The sequence below is a fragment of the Methylobacterium sp. AC690 genome, assembly GCF_979256535.1.
Window position 1 is genome coordinate 12,733 of sequence record NZ_CEEDOX010000003.1, and the last position, 25,491, is coordinate 38,223.

Genomic DNA, 25,491 nt, shown 5'->3' on the forward strand with positions numbered 1-25,491 from the left:
GCGTTGCGTCGTCGTCCGGTGAGCCGGGCGCGCGGCCCGGCACGCGCGCTCAGAGCGAGTAGTACATCGTGAACTCGACCGGGTGCGGGGTCATCTCGTAGCGCATGACCTCGGTCATCTTCAGCTCGATGAAGGAGTCGATCTGGTCGTCGGTGAAGACGTTGCCGGCCTTCAGGAACGCGCGGTCGCGGTCGAGGTTCTGCAGGGCTTCACGGAGCGAACCGCAGACGGTGGGGATCTTCTTCAGCTCGCGCGGGGGCAGGTCGTAGAGATCCTTGTCCATGGCCGCGCCCGGATCGATCTTGTTGATGATGCCGTCGAGGCCGGCCATCAGCAGGGCCGAGAAGGCGAGGTAGGGGTTCGCCATCGGGTCGGGGAAGCGGACCTCGACGCGCTTGGCCTTCGGGTTCGTCGTCCACGGAATGCGGCAGGAGGCCGAGCGGTTGCGCGCCGAGTAGGCGAGCAGCACGGGAGCCTCGTAGCCGGGCACCAGCCGCTTGTAGGAGTTGGTCGACGGGTTGGTGAAGGCGTTCAGCGCCTTGGCGTGCTTGATGATGCCGCCGATGTACCAGAGGCACTCCTGCGAAAGGTCGGCATACTTGTCGCCGGCGAAGAGCGGCTTGCCGTCTTTCCAGATCGACTGGTGCACGTGCATGCCCGAGCCGTTGTCGCCGTAGACCGGCTTGGGCATGAACGTCGCCGTCTTGCCGTAGCTCTGGGCGACCTGATGGATGCAGTACTTGTAGATCTGCATGTGGTCGGCGAGCAGCGTCAGGGTGTCGAACTTCATGCCCAGCTCGTGCTGAGCGGAGGCCACCTCGTGGTGGTGCTTCTCGACCTTCACGCCCATGGACTGCATGGCGGCCAGCATTTCGCCGCGCATGTCCTGCGCCGAATCCTGCGGCGGCACCGGGAAGTAGCCGCCCTTGGTGGCGACGCGGTGGCCGAGGTTGCCACCCTCGTAGTCGGTGAAGCCGTTGGTCGGCAGCTCGGTCGAGTCGAGCTGGAAGCCGGTGTGATACGGGTCGGAGCCGAACTTGACGTCGTCGAACACGAAGAATTCGGCCTCGGGGCCGACATAGATGGTGTCGCCGATGCCGGTGGACTTGAGGAAGGCTTCGGCCAGCTTGGCGGTGCTGCGCGGGTCGCGGCTGTAGGGCGCGCCCGTGGAGGGCTCGAGCACGTCGCAGACGATCGACATGGTCGAGGCCGAGAAGAACGGGTCCATGCAGGCGGTCGCCGGGTCAGGCATCAGCAGCATGTCGGATTCGTTGATGGCCTTCCAGCCGGCGATCGACGAGCCGTCGAACATCGTGCCTTCGGAGAACATCTCGTCGTCGATGAGGGAGACGTCGAACGTGACGTGCTGCCACTTACCGCGCGGATCGGTGAACCGAAGGTCGACGTACTTGACGTCGTTGTCCCTGATTTCCTTCAGGACGTCGGCTGCAGTCTTGGCCATCCTTGGGGGTCTCCTTCATGTCTCGGCCCGTTGCGGCCGTGGTTTTGCCGCAGCGGGCACCGGCGCGCCGCAGAGCGGAAGGGTCTTGGGCGTCGAGCGTTTAGCGCAGCTGAAGCCTTCCGGCCAGCGTAATTTCACGCCGCCCGCCGTGGAACGACCGGGAGAAGATCCGCAAAAACAGAAACTTAGATCTGTCTTTCCCCCGATGGGGCCGGTCCGGGAGGGCGTGACGAAATCGGGTGATCGTGACGCGGCGCGCCGGACCGCCGGGCTTCGGGGTACGCTGGGCGGCGTGCCGGGACGGCGGACGGTTCCTCGAGACGGCGTCGCCGCCCCCAAGGGCCGGACTGTCACGCGTCGAAGCAAGCTGCCGCTTCCCGACCTTCTTCCCGGCGTCACGCCCGTCCTCGGGAGTCGGGTCCTGCCGCGTGGCCCGGAGGCCCGACGCCTCAGATCGCGTCGGTGCCGGTCTCGCCGGTGCGGATGCGGATGGCTTCCTCGATGGTGGAGACGAAGATCTTGCCGTCGCCGATGCGGCCGGTCTGGGCCGACTTGCGGATCGCCTCGACGGCGCCCTCCACGAGGGCGTCCGACAGGACGATCTCGAGCTTCACCTTGGGCAGGAAGTCGACCACGTACTCGGCCCCGCGATAGAGCTCGGTGTGCCCTTTCTGGCGCCCGAAGCCCTTCGCCTCGATCACGGTGATGCCCTGGAGGCCAACCTCCTGCAGAGCTTCCTTCACCTCGTCCAGTTTGAAAGGCTTGATGATCGCTTCGATCTTCTTCATGCCGGGCGGGCCTGACCTCGATGCTGCTTGATCCATCGTTGGTATCATCGCCGTCCGGCCTTCGCCACGCCGATTTGTTCGGTAAGGGCGGAAAACTGCACAACAACCAAGCACGTGCCGCAAATCGTTTGAGCGGAAGCCCGGCCTGAGGCGGTTTCGTGAGCCTCAGACGAGCAGCCGGGCAACAATCCCGGCATGCATCCCAGGAGAAAACCCCCATGACCAGCCTGCGTCTGCTCAACGTCGAGGCGATGCGCCGGGTCGATGCGGCCGCGATCGCGGCCGGAACCCCCGGTCTCGCCCTGATGGAGCGGGCCGGGGTCGCCGTGGCCGAGCGCGCCCGCGCACTGGCCGGGGCGGGGGCCCGCATCCTGGTCCTGTGCGGGCCGGGCAACAACGGCGGCGACGGCTACGTGGTGGCCCGCCGCCTCGCCGAGGCCGGCCATCCGGTCGACCTCGCCGGGCTGGTGCCGCCCAGCGCGCTGTCCGGGGATGCGGCCGAGGCGGCGAAGGGCTGGACCGGACCAGTGTCCGAGCTTTCGGCGGTCGGCGACCTCTCGGCCTACGGCCTCGTCGTCGACGCGCTGTTCGGCGCAGGCCTCGCGCGCGACCTCGAGGGGGCCGTCGCCGCCCTGGTGGAACGGCTCGGGCAGGCCGTCTGTCCCATCCTCGCCGTCGACGTGCCGAGCGGGATCGACGGGGATACCGGCGCTATCCGCGGCGTCGCGGTGAGCGCCACCGAGACCGTCACCTTCGTGGCCCTGAAGCCCGGGCATCTTCTCGAGCCCGGACGGAGCCATTGCGGCACCCTGCAGGTGGCCGAGATCGGTACCGGCGCGGACGCCCTGGAGGCGGGCCTCGCTGGGGCTGCGCCGGCCTGGCGCAACGGACCCGGCCTCTGGGATGCGGTCTTTCCGCGGCTGAGCGCTGCGAGCCACAAGTACACGCGCGGGCACGCCCTCGTCCTGTCGGGGCCCGCCACCCGCACGGGGGCTGCCCGGATGGCGGCCCGCGCCGCGCTGCGGGTCGGTGCCGGCCTCGTCACCCTGGTCTCGCCGAGCGCGGCGATGGCGGAGAACGCCGCCCACTGCACCGCCATCATGCTGCGCGCCTGCGACAGCGCCGACGACCTCGACGACCTCCTCGTGGACGAGCGTCTCAACGTGGTCCTGGCCGGCCCGGGTCTCGGGGTCGGCGCGGGCACCCGCGATCTCGTGGCGGTGGCCGCCGCGGCGGGGCGCACCCTCGTCCTCGACGCCGACGCCCTGACGAGCTTCAAGGGACAGGCGGCCCTCCTGGGGGCGCACCTCTCCGACGGTGATTCCGCCGCGGTGCTGACGCCGCACGAGGGCGAGTTCGCCCGGCTGTTCGAGGGGACGGACGCGGTGGATCCGGAGGCGGACAAGCTGGCGCGCGCCCGCCGGGCCGCTGCCCTGGCCGGTGCCGTCGTGGTCCTCAAGGGCGCCGACACCGTCGTCGCCGCCCCCGATGGCCGGGCCGCCATCAACGATCACGGCACGCCCTATCTCGGCACCGCCGGCGCCGGCGACGTCCTGGCCGGACTCATCGCCGGGCTCCTGGCCCAGGGCATGGCGCCGTTCGAGGCCGCCGCCGCGGCGGTCTGGCTCCACGGCGATGCCGGTCTGCGCCACGGGCCGGGCCTGATCGCCGAGGATCTGCCGGACATGATGCCCGAGGTCCTCGGCGCGCTGCTCGGGGCCTAGGTGACCTCGAACAGGGTCCAGAGACCGGTGTCGAAGCGCTCCAGCACCGTGGCGCTGATCAGCCAGCGCCCGGGATTGTCCGCCTTGAAGGCGATCCGCGCCGTCCGGCCCTCAAGGAGCTGGAAGGTGTCGAGCCAGTAGGGCTCCCAGCCGTCGTCGAGGGGGTGGAGCAGCCGGAAGACGTGGCCGTGCAGGTGCAGCGATTGCGGGAAGGCGGTCTCGTTCCGGATCGCCAGCACCACCACCTGGCCGCGCTTGACCGAGAACAGGGGCGCCATCCCGGCCGTGCCGGGGGCGCCGTTCACCGACCAGACCCGGGAAGGGTCGCCGGTATAGACCGGCTCGGCGGCGGGCTTGTCCTTGTCGACCCTGGCGCCGCCCGTGATGGTGATGTCGCGCCGGACCGCGTTCTGAAGCTTCACCTCCGCCGGCAGCAGCGGATTGTCGCCGATCTTGGCGATCGGCGGCCGCGGCGGTGCGGCGGCCTCACCCGTCGCCGCGAGGGTCGCGAGGGCGATGCCGTTGCCGATCAGCGCCGTGATCGCGCCCTTGGCGCCGGCCTCGGTGGGCATGTCGAGCATCAGGTCGTAGCGGGTGCCGGGCGGGAAGGGCAGGGTGGCCCGTAGGGGCTCGAAGGTGTCGGTCGGTTGGCCGTCGACCGCCAGCACGTAGACCTTCACGCCGTCGAAGCGGATGCGGGTGGCGCGGGCGTTGCAGACGTTGCCGAGGCGCAGGCGCAGGCGGCTGCCCGGCCGGGCCGTGATCGGGGCCGGCACCGGCACCCCGTTCAGGGTGACGAGGCTGCCGAGGCGCCCGGAGCTCGCCGCGAAGATCGGTTGGCCGAAGGGCAGCAGGGTGGTGGCGTCGTCGAGCCGCCAGTCCTGCATCAGCAGGGTCAGGTCCTGGTCCACGGCGGGGGGCGTGGCCTCCTCGACCACCAGGGCGCCGGCGAGGCCCCGGCCCGAGGGCTCGCTCGACCCGCCGACCACCAGGGGGCGAATCAGGAAGGTGCCGGCATCCGGCGGCACGAACGCGTAGGTGAAGTCGGCACCCGGGGCGATCGGCGCCTGGGTGACGCCGCCGACCCCGTCCATGGGATTCTGGTTGCGCACCCCGTGCCAGTGCAGGCTGAGCGGCTTGTCCGTCCTGTTCTCCACCTTCAGCCGCGCCGTCTCGCCGAGCCGGATCCGCACCACCGGGGGCGTCGCCCGGCCGTCGAAGGACCAGACCGGCGTCGGGGCCGCCGGCTCGGGCTTCAGGCGCAGGGTGCCGGGGGCCGCCGTCAGGGCGCGGGCGGATCCCGCCGCCGTAGGAGCGCTCGGGACTGCGGCGGGGGCCGGCGGTGCCTTGGTCCCCTGCGCGCGAGCGCCGCGAGGCAGCAGGGCCAGCGCCGCGACGCCGCCCAGCAGGGCGCGGCGCGAGGCCGAGACGGGATCGTTCGGGACGAGCGATCGGGTGTTCGGCATGAAACCTCGGTATCGGGGGAGGGCAGGACCGGGCGCGAGCGTCCAGGCGGTGTTCGTGGTCCGGGCAGCGCTTGTAGAATGCGGATTCGGCGGACGCCAAATCGTCGTCCGGAGGCGTCTGCCGGCGCCGGGACCGATCCGCGGCGAGCCCTGATTTTTTTGCTGCGGCCCGTGGCGCGCGTGCTATAGGACCCCGCTCTGGCGGCGGAAAGCGCGCTGGGCGTTGGCGCTTGCGGGCGTGGCGGAACTGGTAGACGCGCTGGATTTAGGTTCCAGTGTCGCAAGACGTGGGGGTTCGAGCCCCTCCGCCCGCACCAGTCCATCGCCATCGGGAACGGATTGGCTCAGTGCGATGGCCGGCCGGCCCGCTGCAGGAAGCCGGCCCCCGGCGGCGCATCATTCCGGCGCCGACCTCGTGGGGCCCGCAAGGGCGGGCTGCGAGGGACAAACCGAATTTGCGCGATCACACGGACGACAGCGGAAAGACGACCATGCAGGTGACCGAGACACTCTCCCAGGGACTGAAGCGCGAGTTTCAGGTCCTGCTCGCCGCGAACGAGCTCGAGGAGCGCCTGACCAGCGAGCTGTCGACCCTCAAGGACAAGGCCCAGATCAAGGGCTTCCGTCCCGGCAAGGTGCCGGTCGCGCACCTGCGCAAGCTCTACGGCCGCTCGGTCATGGCCGACGTGCTGCAGAACGCCGTCAACGAGGCGAACCAGAAGATCGTGACGGAGAACAATCTCAAGCTCGCCCTCGAGCCCAAGATCGAGTTCCCCGGCGAGCAGTCGATCGTCGAGCGGGCCCTCGACGCCAAGGACGACGTCTCGTTCAACGTCGCCCTCGAGGTGCTGCCGACCTTCGATCTCGTCGACCTGTCCGACGTCAGCCTGACGAAGCAGGTGGCCAAGCCCTCCGACGCGGAGGTCGATGAGGCCATCACCCGCATGGCTTCCTCCAACCGCGCCTTCGCGCCCCGCGAGGACGGCGCCGCCGCCGAGACCGGCGACCGCGTCACCATCGACTTCGTCGGTCGCATCGACGGCACCGAGTTCGACGGCGGCAAGGGCGAGGGCATCGACCTGGAGCTCGGCTCCGGCTCGTTCATCCCCGGCTTCGAGGATCAGCTCGTCGGCGCCAAGGTCGGCGATCAGCGCGTCGTGAAGTCGACCTTCCCGGAGGCGTACGGCGCCGCCCACCTCGCCGGCAAGGATGCCGAGTTCGACGTGACCGTCACGGCGATCCAGGCCCCCGGCGAGACCAAGATCGACGACGAGCTCGCCAAGACCTTCGGCATGGAATCTCTCGAGAAGCTCAAGGAGGCGGTCTCCACCGCCATCGGCAGCGACTTCGAGGCGCAGTCCCGCCGCAAGCTCAAGAAGGACCTGCTCGACGCCCTCGACACCAAGTACGCCTTCGAGCTGCCCCCGAGCCTCGTCCACCAGGAGTTCGCCGCCGTGTGGGCCCAGGTCGAGCAGGACCTGAAGACCCGCGAGAAGACCTTCGAGGACGAGGGCACCACCGAGGAGAAGGCGACCGCCGAGTACCGCAAAATCGCCGAGCGTCGCGTCCGCCTCGGCTTGGTGCTTGCGCAGGTCGGTGAGACCGCCGATATCAAGGTCTCGGACGACGAGGTGAACCAGGCGCTGATCGCCCGGGTGCGGCAGTATCCCGGCCAGGAGCAGCAGGTCTGGGACTTCTACCGCAAGAATGCCCAGGCGCTCGCCGAGCTCCGTGCGCCGATCTTCGAGGAGAAGGTCGTCGACCACGTGCTCGCGCAGGTGAAGCTGGTCGAGGAGCCCGTCTCGAAGGAGGCGCTGTTCGCCGACGAGGACGACGCCGAGGGCAAGTCCGAGCCGAAGAGCGAGACCGACGAGTCCGCCTCGGCCGGAACCGACGAGGGCCTGCCCGCCGTCGCCAAGGCCGACTGAGCCTCGCTGCTCCCACGAGGGCGGCGGGCCGAGAGTAAGGCGATGTTCACCATCGCCGTAGTTCGCTGAAACGTCCGGTGCGCGCCCGATTCGTGGCGCGGCCGGACCCCTTGTAGCTGGGGCACGTGATGATGAGAGATCCGGTCGACTATTATAACAGCGCGCTCGTGCCCATGGTGGTCGAGCAGTCGAGCCGCGGTGAGCGTGCCTTCGACATCTACTCGCGCCTGCTGCGCGAGCGCATCATCTTCCTCACCGGCCCGGTCGAGGATTACGGCGCGTCGCTGATCGTCGCGCAGCTGCTGTTCCTCGAGGCCGAGAATCCGAAGAAGGAAATCTCCTTCTACATCAACTCGCCGGGCGGCGTCGTGACCTCCGGCCTGTCGATCTACGACACCATGCAGTTCATCCGCTGCCCCGTGACCACGCTCTGCGTCGGCCAGGCCGCGTCGATGGGTTCGCTGCTCCTCACCGCCGGCGAGCCCGGCCACCGCTTCGCCCTGCCGAACGCCCGGATCATGGTCCACCAGCCCTCCGGCGGCTTCCAGGGCCAGGCCACCGACATCCTGATCCATGCCCGCGAGATCGAGGCCCTGAAGAAGCGCCTCAACGAGATCTACGTGAAGCATACCGGCCGCGACTACGACACCATCGTCCAGGCCCTCGAGCGCGACAACTTCATGACGGCCGATGCCGCCAAGGAGTTCGGGCTCATCGACGAGGTGATCCAGAAGCGGCCCGAGCCCGTCGCCGCGTAAACCCGACCGGGACCGCCGGGCCGTCCGGCCCGGCGCGTCGTTTCGAGGCGGGGCGCTTTTTCGGTGCCTGCCTTGATCCCGTCGCGGTCGCGTGCTTGCATCGCCAGTCTGATCGAAGCCGGCAGATGCGCGCAGGTGACTGTTTCTTTAGGCGGACGCCATTAAATTCGAAGGATGCGTGTGCGCCCCGGACCGGCGCCATGCCCGCGAACGGAGACCGATATGAGCAAGACTGGCGGCAACGACTCGAAGAGCACGCTGTACTGCTCGTTTTGCGGCAAGAGCCAGCACGAGGTCCGCAAGCTGATCGCGGGCCCGACGGTGTTCATCTGCGACGAGTGTGTCGAACTGTGCATGGACATCATCCGCGAGGAATCCAAGTCCTCCCTGGTGAAGTCGCGCGACGGGGTCCCGACCCCGAAGGAGATCCGCCGCGTCCTCGATGACTACGTCATCGGTCAGGATTTCGCGAAGAAGGTCCTCTCGGTCGCGGTCCACAACCACTACAAGCGCCTCGCCCACGCCTCGAAGCACAACGACGTCGAGCTGGCGAAGTCGAACATCATGCTGATCGGGCCGACCGGCTCGGGCAAGACGCTGCTGGCCCAGACCCTGGCCCGCATCCTCGACGTGCCGTTCACCATGGCGGACGCCACCACCCTCACGGAAGCCGGCTACGTCGGCGAGGACGTCGAGAACATCATCCTCAAGCTGCTCCAGGCCTCCGACTACAACGTCGAGCGGGCGCAGCGCGGCATCGTCTACATCGACGAGATCGACAAGATCTCGCGCAAGTCCGACAACCCGTCGATCACCCGTGACGTCTCGGGCGAGGGCGTGCAGCAGGCGCTGCTGAAGATCATGGAGGGCACCGTCGCCTCCGTGCCTCCGCAGGGTGGCCGCAAGCATCCGCAGCAGGAGTTCCTGCAGGTCGACACCACCAACATCCTGTTCATCTGCGGCGGCGCCTTCGCGGGCCTCGAGCGGATCATCTCGGCCCGCGGCAAGGGCACCTCGATCGGCTTCGGCGCGACCGTGCAGGCCCCCGACGACCGTCGCACCGGCGAGATCTTCCGCAACGTCGAGCCCGAGGACCTGCTGAAGTTCGGCCTCATCCCCGAGTTCGTCGGCCGCCTGCCCGTGCTGGCGACCCTCGAGGACCTCGACGAGACCGCCCTGAAGCGCATCCTGCAGGAGCCGAAGAACGCCCTGGTCAAGCAGTACCAGCGCCTGTTCGAGATGGAGAACGTCGACCTGACCTTCCAGGAAGAGGCGCTCTCCATGGTCGCCCGCAAGGCGATCGAGCGGAAGACCGGCGCCCGCGGCCTGCGCTCCATCCTGGAGACCATCCTCCTGGAGACGATGTACGACCTGCCGGGCCTCGAATCCGTCGAGCAGGTCGTGATCGGTCCCGAAGTCGTCGAGGGCAAGGCACGGCCGCTCTACATCCATGGCGACCGCAACAAGGAAGCCCCGGCCAGCGTCAGCGCCTGAGGCCCTTCCGGGTCGCGTCAGGTCTGGGTTGAGCCTCGGGGCGGATGCTTGAAAACATCCGCCCCGATTTCCATCTGAAGCCTCAGCGCGATGGCCGCACGCTCACCCTCTGAGGTGCGGTGTCCCGCCACCAGCCGCACAGTCCAAGACCGTTTTCCAGACTGTCTCACCAAGACTGTTCCACCAAGACACTTCCGACCCCCTCGCGGCCCGGTCGGCCCCTGGCAGGATGCTTGCTCCCTGGGAGGAGTGACTGCCCGGCGTCCATCATGAGGAAGTCCGATATGACTCAATCGAAATCGCGCCAACCCGTCGTTCCGGGCTCGACGGGCTCTTACGCCGTCCTCCCCCTGCGCGACATCGTCGTGTTCCCCCACATCATCGTGCCGCTCTTCGTCGGTCGCGAGAAGTCGATCCGCGCTCTCGAGGAGGCGGTCCGCACCGACCAGCACATCCTGCTGGCGACGCAGATCAACGCCAGCGAGGACGATCCCTCGACGGACGCCATCTACAAGATCGGCACCCTGGCCAGCGTGCTGCAGCTCCTGAAGCTGCCCGACGGCACCGTGAAGGTGCTGGTCGAGGGCGCCGGCCGTGCCAAGATCTCCCGCTTCACCAAGTCCGACACCTATTACGAGGCCGAGGCCGAGACCCTGACCGACGAGCTCGGTGACAGCGTCGAGGCGGAAGCCCTCGCGCGCTCGGTGATCGCCGAGTTCGAGAACTACGTGAAGCTCAACAAGAAGATCTCGCCCGAGGTCGTCTCCGCGGTGACCCAGATCGACGAGCCCTCGAAGCTCGCTGACACCGTCGGCTCGCACCTGGCGGTCAAGATCGCCGACAAGCAGGCGATCCTGGAGATCCCCACGGTGGCGCAGCGCCTCGAGCGCGTGCTGTCGCTGATGGAGAGCGAGATCTCCGTGCTCCAGGTGGAGAAGCGCATCCGGACCCGCGTCAAGCGGCAGATGGAGAAGACCCAGCGCGAGTACTACCTCAACGAGCAGATGAAGGCGATCCAGAAGGAGCTGGGCGACTCCGAGGACGGCAAGGACGAGCTGGCCGAGCTCGAGGAGAAGATCGAGAAGACCAAGTTCACCAAGGAAGCCCGCGACAAGGCGGTGGCGGAGCTCAAGAAGCTGCGCCAGATGTCGCCGATGTCGGCCGAGGCGACCGTGGTGCGCAACTACCTCGACTGGATGCTCGGCATCCCGTGGGGCAAGCGCTCGAAGATCAAGAAGGATCTGCTCGGCGCCCAGGTCATGCTCGACGAGGACCATTTTGGCCTCGACAAAGTGAAGGAGCGGATCGTCGAGTACCTCGCCGTGCAGCAGCGTGCAAACAAGCTCACGGGCCCGATCCTGTGCCTCGTCGGTCCCCCCGGCGTCGGCAAGACCTCGCTCGGCAAGTCCATCGCCAAGGCGACGGGCCGTGAGTTCGTGCGCATGTCCCTCGGCGGCGTGCGCGACGAGGCCGAGATCCGCGGTCACCGCCGGACCTATATCGGTTCGATGCCCGGCAAGATCGTCCAGTCGATGCGCAAGGCGAAGACCTCGAACCCGCTCATCCTGCTCGACGAGATCGACAAGATGGGCATGGACTTCCGGGGTGACCCGTCGGCCGCACTGCTGGAGGTTCTCGACCCGGAGCAGAACGCCACGTTCAACGACCACTACTTGGAGGTGGACTACGATCTCTCGAACGTGATGTTCGTGACGACCGCCAACACGCTGAACATCCCTGCGCCCCTGATGGACCGCATGGAGGTGATCCGCATCGCCGGCTACACCGAGGAAGAGAAGCTCGAGATCGCGCGCAAGCACCTGATCCCGGGCGCCGTGAAGAAGCACGGTCTCGACGCCAAGGAGTGGCAGGTCGACGATTCCGGTCTGTTGATGCTCATCCGCCGCTACACGCGGGAGGCGGGCGTCCGCAACCTGGAGCGTGAGATCTCCAACCTGATCCGCAAGGCGGTGAAGGAGATCCTCATCACCAAGGTGAAGGCCGTCAGCGTCACCGAGGAAAACCTCCCGGTCTTCCTCGGCCCGCCGAAGTTCCGCTACGGCGAGATCGACGAGGAGGATCAGGTCGGTGTGGTCACGGGTCTGGCCTGGACCGAGGTCGGCGGCGAGCTGCTGACGATCGAGGGCGTCATGATGCCTGGAAAGGGCAAGATGACGGTCACGGGCAACCTGCGCGACGTCATGAAGGAGTCGATCTCCGCAGCGGCGAGCTACGTCCGCTCGCGGGCCGTCGACTTCGGCATCGAGCCGCCGCTGTTCGAGCGCCGGGACATCCACGTCCACGTTCCCGAGGGGGCGACCCCGAAGGACGGTCCGTCCGCCGGCATCGGCATGGCGACCGCGATCATCTCGACGCTGACGGGCATCCCGGTGCGCCGCGACGTGGCGATGACGGGCGAGGTCACCCTGCGGGGCCGCGTGCTCCCGATCGGTGGCCTGAAGGAGAAGCTGCTCGCCGCGCTCCGCGGCGGCATCAAGACGGTCCTCATCCCGGAGGAGAATGCCAAGGACATCGCCGAGGTGCCCGACAGCGTGAAGAACGGGATGGAGATCATCCCCGTTTCGCGGATGGATCAAGTGCTCCAGCACGCCCTGGTCCGCGTCCCCGAGGCGATCGAGTGGGAGGAACCTGCTCCGAAGGTCCGCCCGGTCATCGCCGACGAGGATTCCGCGACGGTCATCGCCCATTGAGCGCGATGCGACCCTGACTCGAAGCGAGGCCCCGGCAACCCTGCCGGGGCCTTTTTCGTACCCGGACCCGGGGCCCGCCGGGGGAGGGGGTTGCGCCCCCGCCCGCCCTTCCGGTACGAAGCCTCGCATCGCGCGCAAACCTGCGGTGGCTCGGGCGGTTAGCTCAGTTGGTAGAGCGTCTCCTTTACACGGAGAGGGTCGGGGGTTCGAGTCCCTCACCGCCCACCATGCATTGCAACGACTTAGCCGTTTTGATTTTGACGGGCTGGTGGCCGATCCCCGAAAATCCTCGGAAACCCCGATTATGGGACTGATTTTGTCCTCTGAACCGCGTCGTTTTCCGACCCTAGGCGCCACATCGAATTGGCTGAAGCCTTCCGCATCGAGGCCGCTAGCAGCTTCGCCGTGGCCTACGTCTCTTTCTGCCACGGACGAAGAAGGACGGTCGGCGTCGGCGTTCCGGCGAGACGGGATTCGCCCGCTGAAGCGGGACTGGCGGACTCCAAGATCTTCGTTGATTGCGGCCTGAGCGGAGCAACGCGACCTAAGGCCTCGGCTCATCGAGCGTAAGCTTGACGTTCGAGACGTCGACCATAGCCCCCACCGTTCCGGTTAGATCGCATGTTTGCTGATCCGAACCACCGACCGCAGTGACGTCGCTCCATTGGCCATCCGGAATGTTCCGTGCGGTCGGGGTGCCCTGGCTTTCCCAGGCGAACCCGATCGCACCCCAGAGGCCGCCCCAGTCATTGGCTCCGAGGCCTGCTTTCCAGGTTCCTGGCGCACCGACCTTGTCACCTTTGATGCGCAAGGTGACGCGCGTCTTGGTCGACGTGACGGGAAAGGACTGAACGTACGAGCGACCGAGTTTGGAGAGCGATTTGTAGCCGAGCATCATGATCGACGCCGTGCAGTTCGGCAGTCCCGACGAAACCACGTCGAAGGAAAGCGTCGCATCTCGCGCCTCGGGTGTCCCATATCGGAAGCCCACGGCGTCCGCGGCTTGAATGTCCTGGTACAGGAAATTGCCCTGGTTCCCGTAGAACGTGACCTGTTGCCCCTCGATGACGGAGACGCCTGCCGGTGCCCCGGCCGGCGAGACAAGGGCTTGGCTCAGCGTGACGGTCGTATCTGTTTTGCTGACGACGTAGGTGCCGCGCCGGATCCCGTTGTTCGACCTGAATTGAGCGTCGAAGGCGAACTCCACGTTTGCGCCTCTCTGCACGCCAGCCGTGTTGGCGAAGGTCAGCATGGTGCTGCCTGCGGGAGACGCCGCCGACGTGACGAGCTTCGTTTGGCCCTGCTTCGTCGTACCCGATGCGCCGATCGTCCAATGATCGACGATACCCGAGCCGGCTACGACAGCGACATCCAGGACAAGCTTCGTACCCCTGTACGAAGCGATCGTTCCACGCATCGATTTCGAGTGATCGTGGGCCGCAACCGCATTGACCGGGAAACCAGCGGCAAAATTCAAGCCGCGAGCCACGGTGAAGGTCTTGAAGCCGGTTCCGATAGTGACCGGCCCCGAGGCTGCAAAGCCGTTGAGCATCCGGATGGCGGTGCTGCCGTCTGCCCACGTCACGCGCTGCCCGGTTACGTAGGGAGTCAGGGTTACCTGCTGGAAGATCCAGCGCCGAGGTCCGTAGACGCTCAGACCGTCGTTGTGGACGACCTTGGGGACCTGATCACCAACGGCACCATCCGGGTTGACCCACAGATTGCGCGATGCGCTGTCAATCCGACCCTGCCAGGGAAGCTGGTCAGCCTGAGAAGGCGTGCCAAGCAAAATGCCGGTGAACGCAGCAATGATAGTAGGAAGAGCAAGGCGGACCGAGGTGGATGTCATAGGTGGACCTAGCACGAGCGTACGCAGAACCGGAAACAAAGTGAGCGGGACCGCTATGACGGCAGATGACGGGCGTGATAGCCTGTTTTGGGACGGTAGCCGGAAATCGTGTGGATCGAAACTGATCAAGCTTACGCAAGGCTACAGTAATAAAAATTTGGACGACAAAAATGGCAAGTCATATCAATTTAAATGACCCGCAGACGATCACTTATCTAAGTGTTAGAGCGTTAATAGCCTCGGAAGAGGATAGTGCAGATAAAAATATATTTATTTTGTCTGACGGTTCGGTGGCCATACTCCATCAAATTGGTGCTAGATCCAGCAACGTTACGCGTGTCAAATTAGAATTGAGTAATGGGGGAAATAGGCGCTGGGGCGCTAAGGCTGTGCGTGACAGCGATTGGATCATAAAAATCCATGACGAATTGCTTCGCCAAGTACCCAATCAACATAAAGGATTTATTGAGGACTAAACGACTCGCGCCGGCGGACCCAATCAGCCGCCGGGCGACCTGCGTATGCGCATCAAGACTTTAAGTTCGCTTGATCAGCTTCATCGTAGAGCGTGCCATGCGGGTAATGACACCGCTGCTTCTAAGGTTGCCTAGAACGCTGGCTGGTGATGCGCCCGCGCCACGAGTGCTGTGCTCTAAATGCGAGAAATGCAGAGCGCGATCTAGATTGTCTGGTTCGTATGAATAAAGCGGCGGCGGCTCGAAAGTAGGCGTTCCAGCACAGTTGAGATTGATCTCATCACCTATGCCGCTACTCTCAAAGCAGTAGTGCGCCAAATAATGGGCCCGAGACCTGATCGAGTGAGCTTTAAGTATCTCGCTGCTGACAGCCTTGAGCGCCTCTAGAAATTGGTGGGGATATTTCCACGTTAGAGCGTTTGGATAAACAATATCTCGGCTGCTATGGAACCTTGTAAGGTAATTTTCTGCAATTAGAATGGGGATTCCCGCTCCCATGACTTCGAGCGTAGTTCTTGCGCCGCCAATCGGAAATGACGCGATGAACAGATCGACTTTTTTCTCAATCAGAAGTTCCCACAGATCTTTGACCCATGGGACGTGAACGAACCTCTGCGGGTCAACGCCCTTTTGTGCAAGTTCTGCCTTGATGCTTACCAGGTATCCATTGGGTATATTGCCTACATGGATATGAATTCCCGACCTCACTACAAGCCTATCTACGATCAGGCTTGTATAAGGATATAGATAGAAAGCAGCAAATTTATGAAATGTCGCGCAAGAACACGTAATAAGCTCATCGTTTTCGATAAAAATCGCACCGCTTCGATTGGATAATTTATCTCTGACGACGAGCGGAAGATAGACATTATCCCTGATCAGCTCTTTCTCTCTACAGTTGCAGTATCCAACGTTGTGTGGATCTACGTGGGTGACTCCTTCTAGATGGACGCCAAGGCACATGCTGTAATCAGCATGGTGATAAAATAGGACTTTGGTCTTTTTTAGAAATGGTTGGACCGCTGCAATAATTACCGAGTCTTGGTGATGGTTTAGTAGAAAAATGCGCGCTGGTTCTAGTTGGTCTATTTGTTCAATTATCCACTCTAATTTAGAGACTGCATTACCTTTGGGGCAGGTCAACAAATCAGCGGATGTATCGCCTATTCGCGCCGCGCTGATGTCCTGCTCGGTCATATCGTTGAGATAATCTGTAGCAATTACAGTGCATTCGCTTCCCGGGTGTGCCTTGATGAGATCGGCGATCACCAGAGATGTTCCACCGTATCGGTAAAGCCCTGTACAGATGAACAATACACGATCATTGCGGGCGGCAAACCCAGACTCAATCTTTTTGTCTTTTTCTGCGAAGACAGAGTACGAGGCGCCAATGCGCGCGCATAAAGCATCCAGCTTCGGTGATCCGTTGATGTTGCCGGGCGAAAACTGAGCATGCAGCATGGAGACGACAAAATCTCTGACGGAGTCGAGAGCTGCGGAATAATTATTTTCCACTAGTTTGTCGGTAACATATTGTTCCAAGTTATAGAAGGCTGAGTACATCCCTGACCCTGTTCGTATAATTGGAAGTCGATACCGCTAGCTTGGTAGCAACAATTGTTCCGTGCCAGCCGTCTGTGCTAATTGGCAGGCGGCAGACAACATCGTCAAACAGTAGTGCTTCCACACTCGAGGGAGCGGGAAGCTCGCGGAGTGATAGCAGGGATCAGATGGTGTGTCGCCCGGCCAAGCTCATGACAACCTTGCTGCGAAGACCGGCCAACGCGCGTCGACGTTAGCCTGGAACGACAAAAGCTCCGGGGCCGAAGCTCCGGGGCGCTGTGGACAGCCGTAGATAGCCGGGATCAGCGTGGCTTGAATTGACCATCCTCAAGACGGGCGAGGCGCTCGCCCTCTGCGTCCTCCGCGCGGACAGCCGGGCGACGTGGGCCTGCAGAGCCTCGCGCTCGTCTTGCGTCCATTCCTGCTCGTGAACCCACCGGGTAATTTCGTCGGTCTGCATCCTTGCAACGTCGGAGGTGATACCCGCGATCGGTGTTTCGATCGGCGCTCTCCACGACACGCCGATTGATCCGCGCATCATCAGCATTGCCGTGAAGTAGGAGATGTAGACGGACCACTACGGCTGCGAGCGCTTGTCCACCTTCTCGCCGTGGGAGTTGACCGCTGTGGCTATGCTCTGGACCGTGCCGATGATTCCCTCGACGCGCGTCTCGATTGCGCTGAGCCGCGCGGCTACGTGCCGGCCGTTCCGTGTCATGTCGGCCCCCAGACCAGAGGCCCGACGGTGTCCGGTCGCGCGGAAGAGGATCAGCGCGCCAAGTCGCGGCGAACGCTGTCGATCCAGTACACGGCACGAGCGCTGCAGGCGGTCTTGGCGTGGTCGAGCGCTTTGGCCTCGCCGATCAACTGCACCGCGTCCCGCTTCGTCAGCGCTCGGTCCGGGATCTGAAGGAAGGACCGGCGTAGGCATCAGGATTTGAGCACGAATAAACGGTGGGTTCGGCGTTGGGATTAGACGGTGCGGTTCAACGAGCCTGTATCCCTTCAGGTGTCAGTGTGAGGGAAGTAGATGGGACGCCTGCCACGGCGCGCCGCGCGCGATACGGAGATCGTTTCTGCGAACGTGCGCACGTTCTCAAGGGACGTGCGGCGCTGGTAAGCGCGCGTCGAAGGTTGTAAATCAGCGCACATCTGATCGACACGGAGAGGGGGGGCGGGGGTTCGCGGCACTCTCCATCCGTCATATGATGCAACGCGGCGATCGCGACCCTGCCCCAACGCTGAGGTGTCCCGTGGCGGATGATGCCGAGATCCAACCGCGGCCGGCCCGGGGATTCCCGCCGCCCTGGATCGTGGTCGAGCGCGACGGCAGCTTCTGCGTCGAGGACGGGGAGGGGTTGGCCGTGGCCTGGACCTACTTCTCCGAGGAAGCCGACGCGCGCACGGCCACGGGCGCGATGACTCGGGAGGAGGCGCAGCGCATCGCCAAGGCAATCGCCATGGTACCGGAGATGCGCACGATCATTCGCTCGCTGCAGGACGGGCTCGCCGAGGCGGATGCCGATGATGCGTAGGGCTGAGCCGCCGCGATCGGCTGGGACCGCGCGATGACCGGGCTCGGCATCGATGGGGTCGAGGCCATCGGCTATCTCGGCACGGCCCTCACCATCACGGCTTCGGCGATGACGACGATGATCCCCCTGCGGATCATCGCCCTCGTGGCCAGTGCGGCCGTGATCACCTACGGGATGCTGATCGGAAGCTGGCCGGTGGTTCTCACCGAGGCGATCCAGATCCCCTTCAACGCCTTCCGCCTCTGGCAGATGATCCGTCTCGTGCGCCAGGTGGAAACGGCGGCGGAGGGCGACCTCTCCCTCGACTGGCTCCGGCCCTTCGGCAGCGCGGTCCGCTTCAGGGCGGGGCAGACGGTTTTCCGCAAGGGGGATGACGCGGGCGAGATGTTCTACGTGGAGAGCGGCAGCTTCCGCATCCCGGAATACGGGATCGCGGTGCGGCCGGACGGGGTCGTCGGCGAACTCGGGCTGCTCTCGCCGGGCAACACCCGCACCGCCTCGCTGGTCTGCGTCGAGGCGGGGCAGGCACTGCGGATCTCCTATTCGGAGGTCAAGCAGCTCTACTACCAGAATCCGGAATTCGGCTTCTTCTTCCTGAAGCTCACCAGCGAGCGCCTGTTCCAGGGGGCGCAGGAGCAGGCCCAGTCCCGAGCTGCGACGGGACTTGCGGCCCCGACCGGGGCGCTCTGAGGCGTGTCCGACGGCGCCGAGGCGCGCGAATGCCTCAGCCTCCGGCCATGACCAGGGCCCAGTAGCGCTTGTAGCGCGTGCCCGGCGCGTCGACCCGGGCGATGCCGATGCGCCGGAGCTGCGGGATCAGCATGTTCTTGTTGTGCTCGCTCGAGGCTTTCCAGCGCGCCAGCACCTCGTCGAAGGTGGCCGAGCCGGCGCTGAGGTTCTCCGCGGCGTAGCTCCGGCCGAAGCCGGCCTGGGCCATGCGGGAATCGAAGGTGCCGCCGATCTCGTGGCTGAGGCGGCCGGCCTTGGCGTTCGACGCGGCCTGATAGGAGGCGGCCCGGATCAGGCTCGAATCGATCACCACCGGACCGAGTCCGTGCTGGGCCCGGTAGCGCGAGATCGCGGCGGCGGCCGCCTGCTCGTCCAGGATGACGAGGCTGGTGGGCTGGTCGGGGGCGAGGAGAGTCGGCGTGCCGCAGCCGGCCAGCGCCAGCAGGACGGTGAGGCCGAGGGCCGCCGTGCCGAGGCGGAGCGACGGGCGCAGAGGGGCGGAACGGAAAAAGCGCATCGGTGCGGACGGATCTCGAGGCTAGGGCTGTCGGCCCTCCGCCTCGGCATTCCATGCGGCGAAAACGCGGCGGTCTTCACGGGTTCGCTCGCCAGAGGAGTGCCTGTGTCTCCCGGGTCACGGGGCGCTGTCAGATCCGGGTTCCGTGATCGCGGGGCGGTGCGCCGCAGCGCCAAGCCGTAATGCGGAACTCGGGATGGCTGCCGATCCACCGTGCCAGCTGCGGCTGCGCCACGTGCAGGCAGGCCGGGGCGTCCTCGACGTCGAGGGCGAGCTTGCGCGATTCGCAGGTATCCGGCGCGCGGGTGAGGCAGACGGTGAAGTAGAGGAAGAAGACACCCGACATCCGTCGCCCTCCGGCACAGTCCTCGACGAGAGGATAGGGCGCGGAACTGGAAAGACGAGATGGGTGCATCTGGGACGCGATGGCGCGGGCGACGGGACTCGAACCCGCGACCTCCGGCGTGACAGGCCGGCACTCTAACCGACTGAGCTACGCCCGCTTGACGTCCCGCCCCGTTTCCGGCGGTGTCGGGGGTGTAGGTTCAGTGCCGGGGGCTGTCAAGCAATCCCGGAGCGCATTCGGCCGGGAATTTCAGGTCCCGCGCCGGCTTCGAGATGCGGCCCCGAGAACCGGCCCAAGATCCGGCCCCGAGACGCGGCATTGAAACCGCGTCGCTTTTCTGTCATAGCCCCCTCGCGTTGAACCGCCCGGCCGATCGGGCTGCCGTGGCGGTTCGTGCTGCTCCATCAGAAGCATCAACCGAGCGCATCTCTTCGATCCAACCGGATCGGAGCCGCTGCGCGTTCAGGAGAGCCAAATGCCCAAGCTGAAAACCAAGTCGGGCGCGAAGAAGCGCTTCAAGATCACCGGCACCGGCAAGGTCATGTATGCCCAGGCCGGCAAGCGCCACGGGATGATCAAGCGGACGACGAAGCAGATCCGCAACCTGCGCGGCACCACCACCCTGTTCGAGGGCGATGCTGCCAACGTGAAGAAGTACTTCCTGCCCAACAGCCGGTAAGCCTTCACGACGCCGACACTGCTTTTTTCGTAATCCAGGAGAACACCCATGGCCCGCGTCAAGCGCGGCGTGACCAGTCACGCGAAGCACAAGAAAGTCCTCAAGGCCGCCCGTGGTTATTACGGCCGCCGCAAGAATACGATCCGGATCGCCAAGCAGGCGGTCGAGAAGGGCATGCAGTATGCCTACCGCGATCGGAAGAACAAGAAGCGCACGTTCCGCGCCCTCTGGATCCAGCGCCTCAACGCCGCGGTCCGTGAGCATGGCCTGACCTATTCGCGCTTCATCAACGGCCTGTCGAAGTCCGGCATCGAGGTGGACCGCAAGGCCCTCTCCGAGCTCGCCATCCACGAGCCCGCCTCGTTCGCCGCCGTGGTCGAGCTGGCCAAGGCCGCCCTCCCGGCTGCCAAGGCCGCCTGAGTCGGGTTAGCCCGATTCGAGGCTGCCCGAGCCGGGCGCTGTTCTTCACGAAAGGCGCGGCACCCCTGGGGAGCCGCGCCTTTCGTCTTTCTGCCCGACGATCCGGGATTTTCGGCGCCCGACCGCTTGCGTTGCGGCCGGGGACCGGGAAAACCCACGCCCTGAAGCCGATCCCCCGATGCCGATCGAGCCCGCCCGGTCCCGCAAGGGGCCGGCGCCGCAGCCGGTGAGTGGAACCGATGACCGATCTCGACACCCTCGAAGGCGACCTGCTCCGTCAGGTCGCGGACGCCGCCGACGAGGCCGCCCTCGACGCCGTGCGCGTCGCGGCCCTGGGCAAGAAGGGGTCGGTCTCCGAACTCCTGAAGACCCTCGGGGCGATGACGCCCGACGCGCGCAAGGCGCGCGGCCCCCTCATCAACGGCCTGCGCGACCGGGTGCAGGGCGCGCTCACGGCCCGGCGGGACGCCCTGGCGGAGGCGGCCCTCTCCGCCCGCCTCGCGGCCGAGCGCATCGACGTGACCCTGCCGGTGCGCGAGGCGCCGGAGGTGCGCGGCCGCGTCCACCCGATCAGCCAGGTCATGGACGAGATCACGGCGATCTTCGCCGATATGGGCTTCTCGGTGGCCGAAGGGCCCGACATCGAGACCGACGACTACAACTTCACCGCCCTGAACTTCCCGCCCGGCCACCCGGCGCGGGAGATGCACGACACCTTCTTCCTGGCCCCCGACCGCAACGGCCAGCGCAAGGTGCTGCGCACCCACACCTCGCCGGTGCAGATCCGGACGATGCGCGCCCAGCAGCCGCCGATCCGGGTGATCTGCCCGGGCCGGACCTACCGGCACGATTCCGACCAGACCCACACGCCGATGTTCCATCAGGTCGAGGGCCTGGTGATCGACAAAGCGGCCAACATCGCCAACCTGAAATGGGTGCTGGAGGAGTTCTGCCGCAGCTTCTTCGAGGTCGAGGCGGTGAAGATGCGCTTCCGCCCGTCGTTCTTCCCCTTCACCGAGCCCTCGGCGGAGGTGGACATCCAGTGCTCGCGCAAGGGCGGCGAGATCCGCTTCGGCGAGGGCACCGACTGGCTCGAGATCCTCGGCTGCGGCATGGTCCACCCGAACGTGCTGCGCAATTGCGGCCTCGATCCGGACAGCGTGCAGGGCTTCGCCTTCGGCGTCGGCATCGATCGGATCGCGATGCTGAAATACGGCATGCCGGACCTGCGGCCCTTCTTCGAGGCGGACGTGCGCTGGCTGGACCATTACGGCTTCCGGCCCCTCGACATCCCGAGCCTGGTGGCCGGGCTGACGGGCTGATCCCCGGCTTTCGCGCCCCGGCCCCGGCCGGACGAGACCTTTCCTTTCCTGTTCGGCGCCGGCATCCCACCCTCCCGGGAGCCTCGGACGCCAGGGGATTCAAGCGATGAAACTCACCCTCTCCTGGCTCAAGGATCACCTCGACACCGAGGCGTCCCTCGACACCGTGGCCGAGACCCTGACGCGGATCGGGCTCGAGGTCGAAGGCATCGAGGACAAGGCGGCGAGCCTCAAGCCCTTCGTGGTCGCCCACGTGCTCACCGCCGAGCCGCACCCGAACGCCGACCGCCTGCGCGTCTGCACGGTGGAGACGGGCGACGGACAGCCCGTTCAGGTGGTGTGCGGCGCGCCCAACGCCCGCGCCGGGATGAAGACGGTGTTCGCGCCCCCCGGCACCTACGTGCCCGGCCTCGACAAGACCCTGGCGGTGGGCACCATCCGGGGTGTCGAGAGCCTCGGCATGCTGTGCTCGGGCGCCGAGCTCGGCCTCGGTGAGGAGGCCAGCGGCATCCTCGACCTGCCCGCGGACGCGCCCACGGGCCAGGCCTACGCCCTCTACGCCAAGCTCGACGACCCGGTGGTGGAGATCAATCTCACGCCGAACCGGCCCGACTGCACCGCCATCCACGGCATCGCCCGCGACCTCGCGGCGACCGGCCTCGGCGACCTCAAGCGCCCGCCGCAGCCGCCGGTGCGCGGGGAGGGCGCCTGCCCGGTGCCCGTCACCCTCGATTTCGCGGCACCCGACGCGGGCCTCTGCCCCTACTTCACCCTGCGCCTCGTGCGCGGCGTCAAGAACGGCCCCTCGCCGGACTGGATGCAGGCGCGCCTGCGGGCGCTGGGCCTGCGCCCGATCAACGCCCTGGTGGACATCACCAACTACCTGACCTTCGACCGCGGCCGACCCCTCCACGTCTTCGACGCCGCCAAGGTGGCGGGCGGCCTCGTGGTCCGCCGCGCCCGCGACGGCGAGGCCCTGAAGGCCCTCGACGGCAAGACCTATACCCTGACCGGCGACACCGTGGTCATCGCGGACGACAACGGCGTGGAGTCCATCGGCGGCATCATCGGCGGCGAGGCCTCCGGCTGCGATGCCGCGACCACCGACGTGCTGATCGAGTCGGCCCTGTGGGACCCGGTGAACATCGCCCAGTCCGGCCGCCGCCTCGGCGTCATCACCGATGCGCGCTACCGCTTCGAGCGCGGCGTCGACCCGGCCTTCACCCTGCCGGGCCTCGATCTCGCCACCCGCCTCGTGCTGGAGATCTGCGGCGGCAGCCCGAGCGAGCCGGTGATCGTCGGCGAGCCGCCCCAGACCGAGCGGGTCATCGACTTTCCCTGGACCGAGACCCGGCGTCTCGCCGGCATCGAGCTGTCCCGGGCCGAGATGAAGGTCACGCTGGAGGCCCTCGGCTTCCACGTCGCCGGCTCGGGCGACCGGGTGAAGGTGCTCACGCCCTCCTGGCGCCCGGATGTCGAGGGCAAGGCCGACCTCGTCGAGGAGATCGTGCGCATCGCCGGCCTCGACCGCATCGAGCCCAAGCCCCTGCCGCGCATCGAGGCGGCGGTAGGCAAGCCGGTGCTGACCGTGATGCAGAAGCGCACGCGCTTGGCCAAGCGGGCCCTCGCCAGCCGCGGCCTCGTCGAGGCCGTGACCTGGTCGTTCATTCCGCACGAGGATGCGGCGCTGTTCGGCGGCGGCGGCGCCGACCTCGCCCTGGCCAACCCGATCGCCGCCGATCTCTCCGACATGCGCCCGAGCCTCGTGCCGGGCCTGCTGCGCGCCGCCCAGCGCAACGCCGACCGTGGCAGCCCGGACGTCGCCCTGTTCGAGGTCGGCCAGTGCTTCGCCACCGACCAGCCGGAGGGGCAGACCATCCGGGCCGCCGCCATCCGTCGTGGCACCGCGACCCAGGCGGGCGCGGGCCGTCACTGGGACGGGCGCACCGACGGCGTCGACGCCTTCGACGCCAAGGCCGACGCCCTGGCGCTCCTGGCGGCCATGGGTGTCCCCAGCGGCGGCCTCCAGGTCGTGGCCGGCGGGCCGGACTGGCTGCATCCGGGCCGCTCCGGCACCCTGCAGTTCGGGCCGAAGAACCCGGTCGGCTTCTTCGGCGAGGTCCATCCCCGCGTGATGAAGGCCCTCGACCTCAAGGGCCAACTCGTCGCCTTCGAGATCACCCTCGATGCGGTGCCGCTGCCGAAGTACCGTCCGACCAAGGTCAAGCCGGCGCTGGCCCTCTCCGACTTCCAGCCGATCTCCCGCGACTTCGCCTTCGTGGTCGGCCGCGACGTGGCGGCCGGGGACGTGGTGAAGGCGGCCCAGGCCGCCGAGCGCAAGCTCATCACCGGGATCGACGTGTTCGACATCTACGAGGGCGTCGGCATCCCCGAGGGCGCGAAGTCGGTGGCGATCGCGGTCCGGCTCCAGCCGGTGGACCGGACCCTGACCGACGCGGAGATCGAGGCGGTCAGCGCCCGGATCGTCGCCGAGGTCGCGCGCAAGACCGGGGCGACCCTTCGCTCCTGACAGAAGAGACCCCCCATGCTCGATCCGGATCTCGTTGCCGCCCTCTCGGCCGCCAAGTACCTCCCGGTGCCCGAGATGCGCGCGGCCCTGGCGGAGCCGGATCGCATCGCCGACGCGGTCCTCGCGGTCCTCGATCGGGCCGCCCGGGAGCCTGACCTCGAGGAGGCTGAGGCCGACCTCCTGTTCTGGGGGCTGCACGTCCTCGCGGCGGCCCGGGACACCCGGGTCTACCGGCCGCTGATCCGGCTGCTCGCCCTGGACGGCGAGACCCTCGATGACCTCCTCGGCGACGCGGTGACGACGACCCTGACCCGGATGCTCGTCAGCGTCTTCGACGGGGACGCCGCCCCCCTCGGCGCCCTGCTGGTCGACAGCACGGTCGACGACGCCGTGCGGAACGAAGCCTTCGCCGCCCTGGCCTACCTGACCCAGACCGGCCGCATCCCGCCCCGGGAGACCCACGACCTCCTGGTCCGCTTCGACGACAAGCGGGCCGCCGTCGAGGGGGACCTGGCCTGGGCCGGCTGGGAGGAGGCGATCGCCCTCCTCGGCCTGCGCGACCTGGGGGACCGCGTGCTCGCCGCCCGCCGGGACGGCCGGCTCACCCCGTCGAACAGCGACCCGACCTGGTTTCCCCGGGCCCTGCGCGAGGCGGAGGCGGAGGGCGACGACCTCGCCCGCTTCGATCCCCAGCGCTTCGCTCCCCTGGAGGATCCCCTGGCGGACCTCGCCTGGACGGCGGAGGGCTTCGGCCAGCCGGTGCGCAATCCCTGGAAGAACGTCGGCCGCAACGACCCATGCCCCTGCGGCAGCGGCAAGAAATTCAAGAAGTGCTGTCTCGACAAGGCCGTCGCCTGAGGGGACCGCGCCGCGTCGATCGTCGCCCTGCGACGACCCGGCATTCCGGCGGGCGCTCAGACGCGGAGAGCTCCGATCTCACCACGGACCTTGGGGCCCGACTTGGTTAATTCCCCGCGCGCGCAATGCTCGCATGGTCAGGTCCCATTTTAATCCCTGCCGGACCGAACAAAATACCAGCATAGCCCCGTGCGATTCAGGGCTTTCAGCCTTGGCCGGCCCCTTGTGCAGGGCAGCGTGACCGAACATATTTCGCCGTGAGGCGCCGCTTGGCGCCAAGAGGTCCTGTGCGTGAGCCTCCTTCCGAAACCACACGCTGAGAGAGCGTCCAAGGGA

Annotated in this window: 20 protein-coding genes and 3 tRNA genes; 15 read left to right on the forward strand and 8 right to left on the reverse strand. The window is 66.5% G+C overall.

Annotated features, from left to right (window positions below; genetic code table 11):
* Positions 1-49: 49 nt before the first annotated feature.
* Positions 50-1,462: a type I glutamate--ammonia ligase gene (glnA, locus tag AC0IY1_RS04170; RefSeq protein WP_055955386.1), complete on the reverse strand. Its 1,413-nt coding sequence runs from the start codon at positions 1,460-1,462 to the stop codon at positions 50-52.
* Positions 1,463-1,911: 449 nt separating this feature from the next.
* On the reverse strand, positions 1,912-2,250 hold the full coding sequence (locus AC0IY1_RS04175; protein WP_003600526.1) for a P-II family nitrogen regulator: 339 nt from the start codon (positions 2,248-2,250) through the stop codon (positions 1,912-1,914).
* A gap of 218 nt (positions 2,251-2,468) precedes the next feature.
* Here AC0IY1_RS04175 and AC0IY1_RS04180 point away from each other — a divergent pair, with 218 nt between their 5' ends.
* Positions 2,469-3,974: an NAD(P)H-hydrate dehydratase gene (locus AC0IY1_RS04180; RefSeq protein WP_471767981.1), complete on the forward strand. Its 1,506-nt coding sequence runs from the start codon at positions 2,469-2,471 to the stop codon at positions 3,972-3,974.
* Here AC0IY1_RS04180 and AC0IY1_RS04185 read toward each other — a convergent pair.
* Positions 3,971-5,440: a multicopper oxidase family protein gene (locus tag AC0IY1_RS04185; protein ID WP_055955381.1), complete on the reverse strand. Its 1,470-nt coding sequence runs from the start codon at positions 5,438-5,440 to the stop codon at positions 3,971-3,973. The genes AC0IY1_RS04180 and AC0IY1_RS04185 overlap by 4 nt on opposite strands.
* 232 nt (positions 5,441-5,672) lie before the next feature.
* Here AC0IY1_RS04185 and AC0IY1_RS04190 point away from each other — a divergent pair.
* The 6 genes from AC0IY1_RS04190 to AC0IY1_RS04215 all read left to right on the forward strand — a co-directional run bounded on the left by AC0IY1_RS04190 (position 5,673) and on the right by AC0IY1_RS04215 (position 12,559).
* Positions 5,673-5,757, forward strand: a tRNA-Leu gene (locus AC0IY1_RS04190).
* A 174-nt stretch (positions 5,758-5,931) separates the two neighbouring features.
* A complete protein-coding gene (gene tig, locus AC0IY1_RS04195) occupies positions 5,932-7,368 on the forward strand; it encodes a trigger factor (protein WP_471767984.1) in 1,437 nt (478 codons plus the stop codon).
* Between the two features lie 131 nt (positions 7,369-7,499).
* Positions 7,500-8,126 carry an ATP-dependent Clp protease proteolytic subunit gene (locus AC0IY1_RS04200; protein WP_055955505.1) on the forward strand — a complete coding sequence of 209 codons (627 nt, stop codon included), beginning with the start codon at positions 7,500-7,502 and terminating at the stop codon, positions 8,124-8,126.
* 222 nt (positions 8,127-8,348) lie between these two features.
* On the forward strand, positions 8,349-9,620 hold the full coding sequence (gene clpX / locus AC0IY1_RS04205; protein WP_055955375.1) for an ATP-dependent Clp protease ATP-binding subunit ClpX: 1,272 nt from the start codon (positions 8,349-8,351) through the stop codon (positions 9,618-9,620).
* Positions 9,621-9,904: 284 nt separating this feature from the next.
* Positions 9,905-12,331: an endopeptidase La gene (lon, locus tag AC0IY1_RS04210; protein WP_471767987.1), complete on the forward strand. Its 2,427-nt coding sequence runs from the start codon at positions 9,905-9,907 to the stop codon at positions 12,329-12,331.
* Positions 12,332-12,483: 152 nt separating this feature from the next.
* Positions 12,484-12,559: transfer RNA gene (locus tag AC0IY1_RS04215), tRNA-Val, on the forward strand.
* A gap of 316 nt (positions 12,560-12,875) precedes the next feature.
* Here the strand turns inward: AC0IY1_RS04215 and AC0IY1_RS04220 are convergent.
* Positions 12,876-14,180, reverse strand: a complete 1,305-nt coding sequence (locus AC0IY1_RS04220) for a hypothetical protein (protein ID WP_156375770.1) — start codon at positions 14,178-14,180, stop codon at positions 12,876-12,878.
* 170 nt (positions 14,181-14,350) lie between these two features.
* Here AC0IY1_RS04220 and AC0IY1_RS04225 point away from each other — a divergent pair, with 170 nt between their 5' ends.
* Positions 14,351-14,656 carry a hypothetical protein gene (locus AC0IY1_RS04225; protein WP_471767988.1) on the forward strand — a complete coding sequence of 102 codons (306 nt, stop codon included), beginning with the start codon at positions 14,351-14,353 and terminating at the stop codon, positions 14,654-14,656.
* A 60-nt stretch (positions 14,657-14,716) separates the two neighbouring features.
* Here the strand turns inward: AC0IY1_RS04225 and AC0IY1_RS04230 are convergent, their stop codons facing one another.
* Positions 14,717-16,219, reverse strand: coding sequence for a hypothetical protein (locus AC0IY1_RS04230; RefSeq protein ID WP_471767990.1), 1,503 nt, complete (start codon positions 16,217-16,219; stop codon positions 14,717-14,719).
* A 1,253-nt stretch (positions 16,220-17,472) separates the two neighbouring features.
* Here AC0IY1_RS04230 and AC0IY1_RS04235 point away from each other — a divergent pair.
* Both AC0IY1_RS04235 and AC0IY1_RS04240 read left to right on the forward strand, forming a co-directional pair.
* Positions 17,473-17,754 (forward strand): hypothetical protein, encoded by a 282-nt coding sequence (locus tag AC0IY1_RS04235; RefSeq protein WP_244477375.1) that lies wholly within the window; start codon positions 17,473-17,475, stop codon positions 17,752-17,754.
* Positions 17,755-17,802: 48 nt separating this feature from the next.
* Positions 17,803-18,444, forward strand: coding sequence for a Crp/Fnr family transcriptional regulator (locus tag AC0IY1_RS04240; RefSeq protein WP_055955499.1), 642 nt, complete (start codon positions 17,803-17,805; stop codon positions 18,442-18,444).
* A gap of 34 nt (positions 18,445-18,478) precedes the next feature.
* On the opposite strand, the gene AC0IY1_RS04245 is transcribed toward AC0IY1_RS04240, so the two are convergent.
* From AC0IY1_RS04245 to AC0IY1_RS04255, 3 genes are all read right to left on the reverse strand, one after another.
* Positions 18,479-19,000 carry a CAP domain-containing protein gene (locus tag AC0IY1_RS04245; protein WP_055955358.1) on the reverse strand — a complete coding sequence of 174 codons (522 nt, stop codon included), beginning with the start codon at positions 18,998-19,000 and terminating at the stop codon, positions 18,479-18,481.
* Positions 19,001-19,130: 130 nt separating this feature from the next.
* Positions 19,131-19,346, reverse strand: a complete 216-nt coding sequence (locus AC0IY1_RS04250; RefSeq protein ID WP_055955355.1) for a hypothetical protein — start codon at positions 19,344-19,346, stop codon at positions 19,131-19,133.
* Positions 19,347-19,426: 80 nt separating this feature from the next.
* Positions 19,427-19,503, reverse strand: a tRNA-Asp gene (locus tag AC0IY1_RS04255).
* 318 nt (positions 19,504-19,821) lie between these two features.
* On the opposite strand from AC0IY1_RS04255, the gene rpmI reads away from it, so the two are divergent.
* The 5 genes from rpmI (at position 19,822) to AC0IY1_RS04280 (ending at position 25,155) form a co-directional block, all read left to right on the forward strand.
* Positions 19,822-20,025: a 50S ribosomal protein L35 gene (gene rpmI, locus AC0IY1_RS04260; RefSeq protein WP_018044555.1), complete on the forward strand. Its 204-nt coding sequence runs from the start codon at positions 19,822-19,824 to the stop codon at positions 20,023-20,025.
* 48 nt (positions 20,026-20,073) lie between these two features.
* Entirely contained in the window at positions 20,074-20,445 is a 372-nt protein-coding gene (gene rplT / locus AC0IY1_RS04265) for a 50S ribosomal protein L20 (RefSeq protein WP_055955353.1), read from the forward strand.
* 239 nt (positions 20,446-20,684) lie between these two features.
* Positions 20,685-21,767: a phenylalanine--tRNA ligase subunit alpha gene (gene pheS / locus AC0IY1_RS04270; RefSeq protein ID WP_055955349.1), complete on the forward strand. Its 1,083-nt coding sequence runs from the start codon at positions 20,685-20,687 to the stop codon at positions 21,765-21,767.
* A 106-nt stretch (positions 21,768-21,873) separates the two neighbouring features.
* Positions 21,874-24,297 carry a phenylalanine--tRNA ligase subunit beta gene (gene pheT, locus AC0IY1_RS04275; RefSeq protein ID WP_055955346.1) on the forward strand — a complete coding sequence of 808 codons (2,424 nt, stop codon included), beginning with the start codon at positions 21,874-21,876 and terminating at the stop codon, positions 24,295-24,297.
* Between the two features lie 15 nt (positions 24,298-24,312).
* Positions 24,313-25,155, forward strand: coding sequence for a DUF1186 domain-containing protein (locus AC0IY1_RS04280; RefSeq protein ID WP_055955344.1), 843 nt, complete (start codon positions 24,313-24,315; stop codon positions 25,153-25,155).
* Positions 25,156-25,491 lie beyond the last annotated feature (336 nt).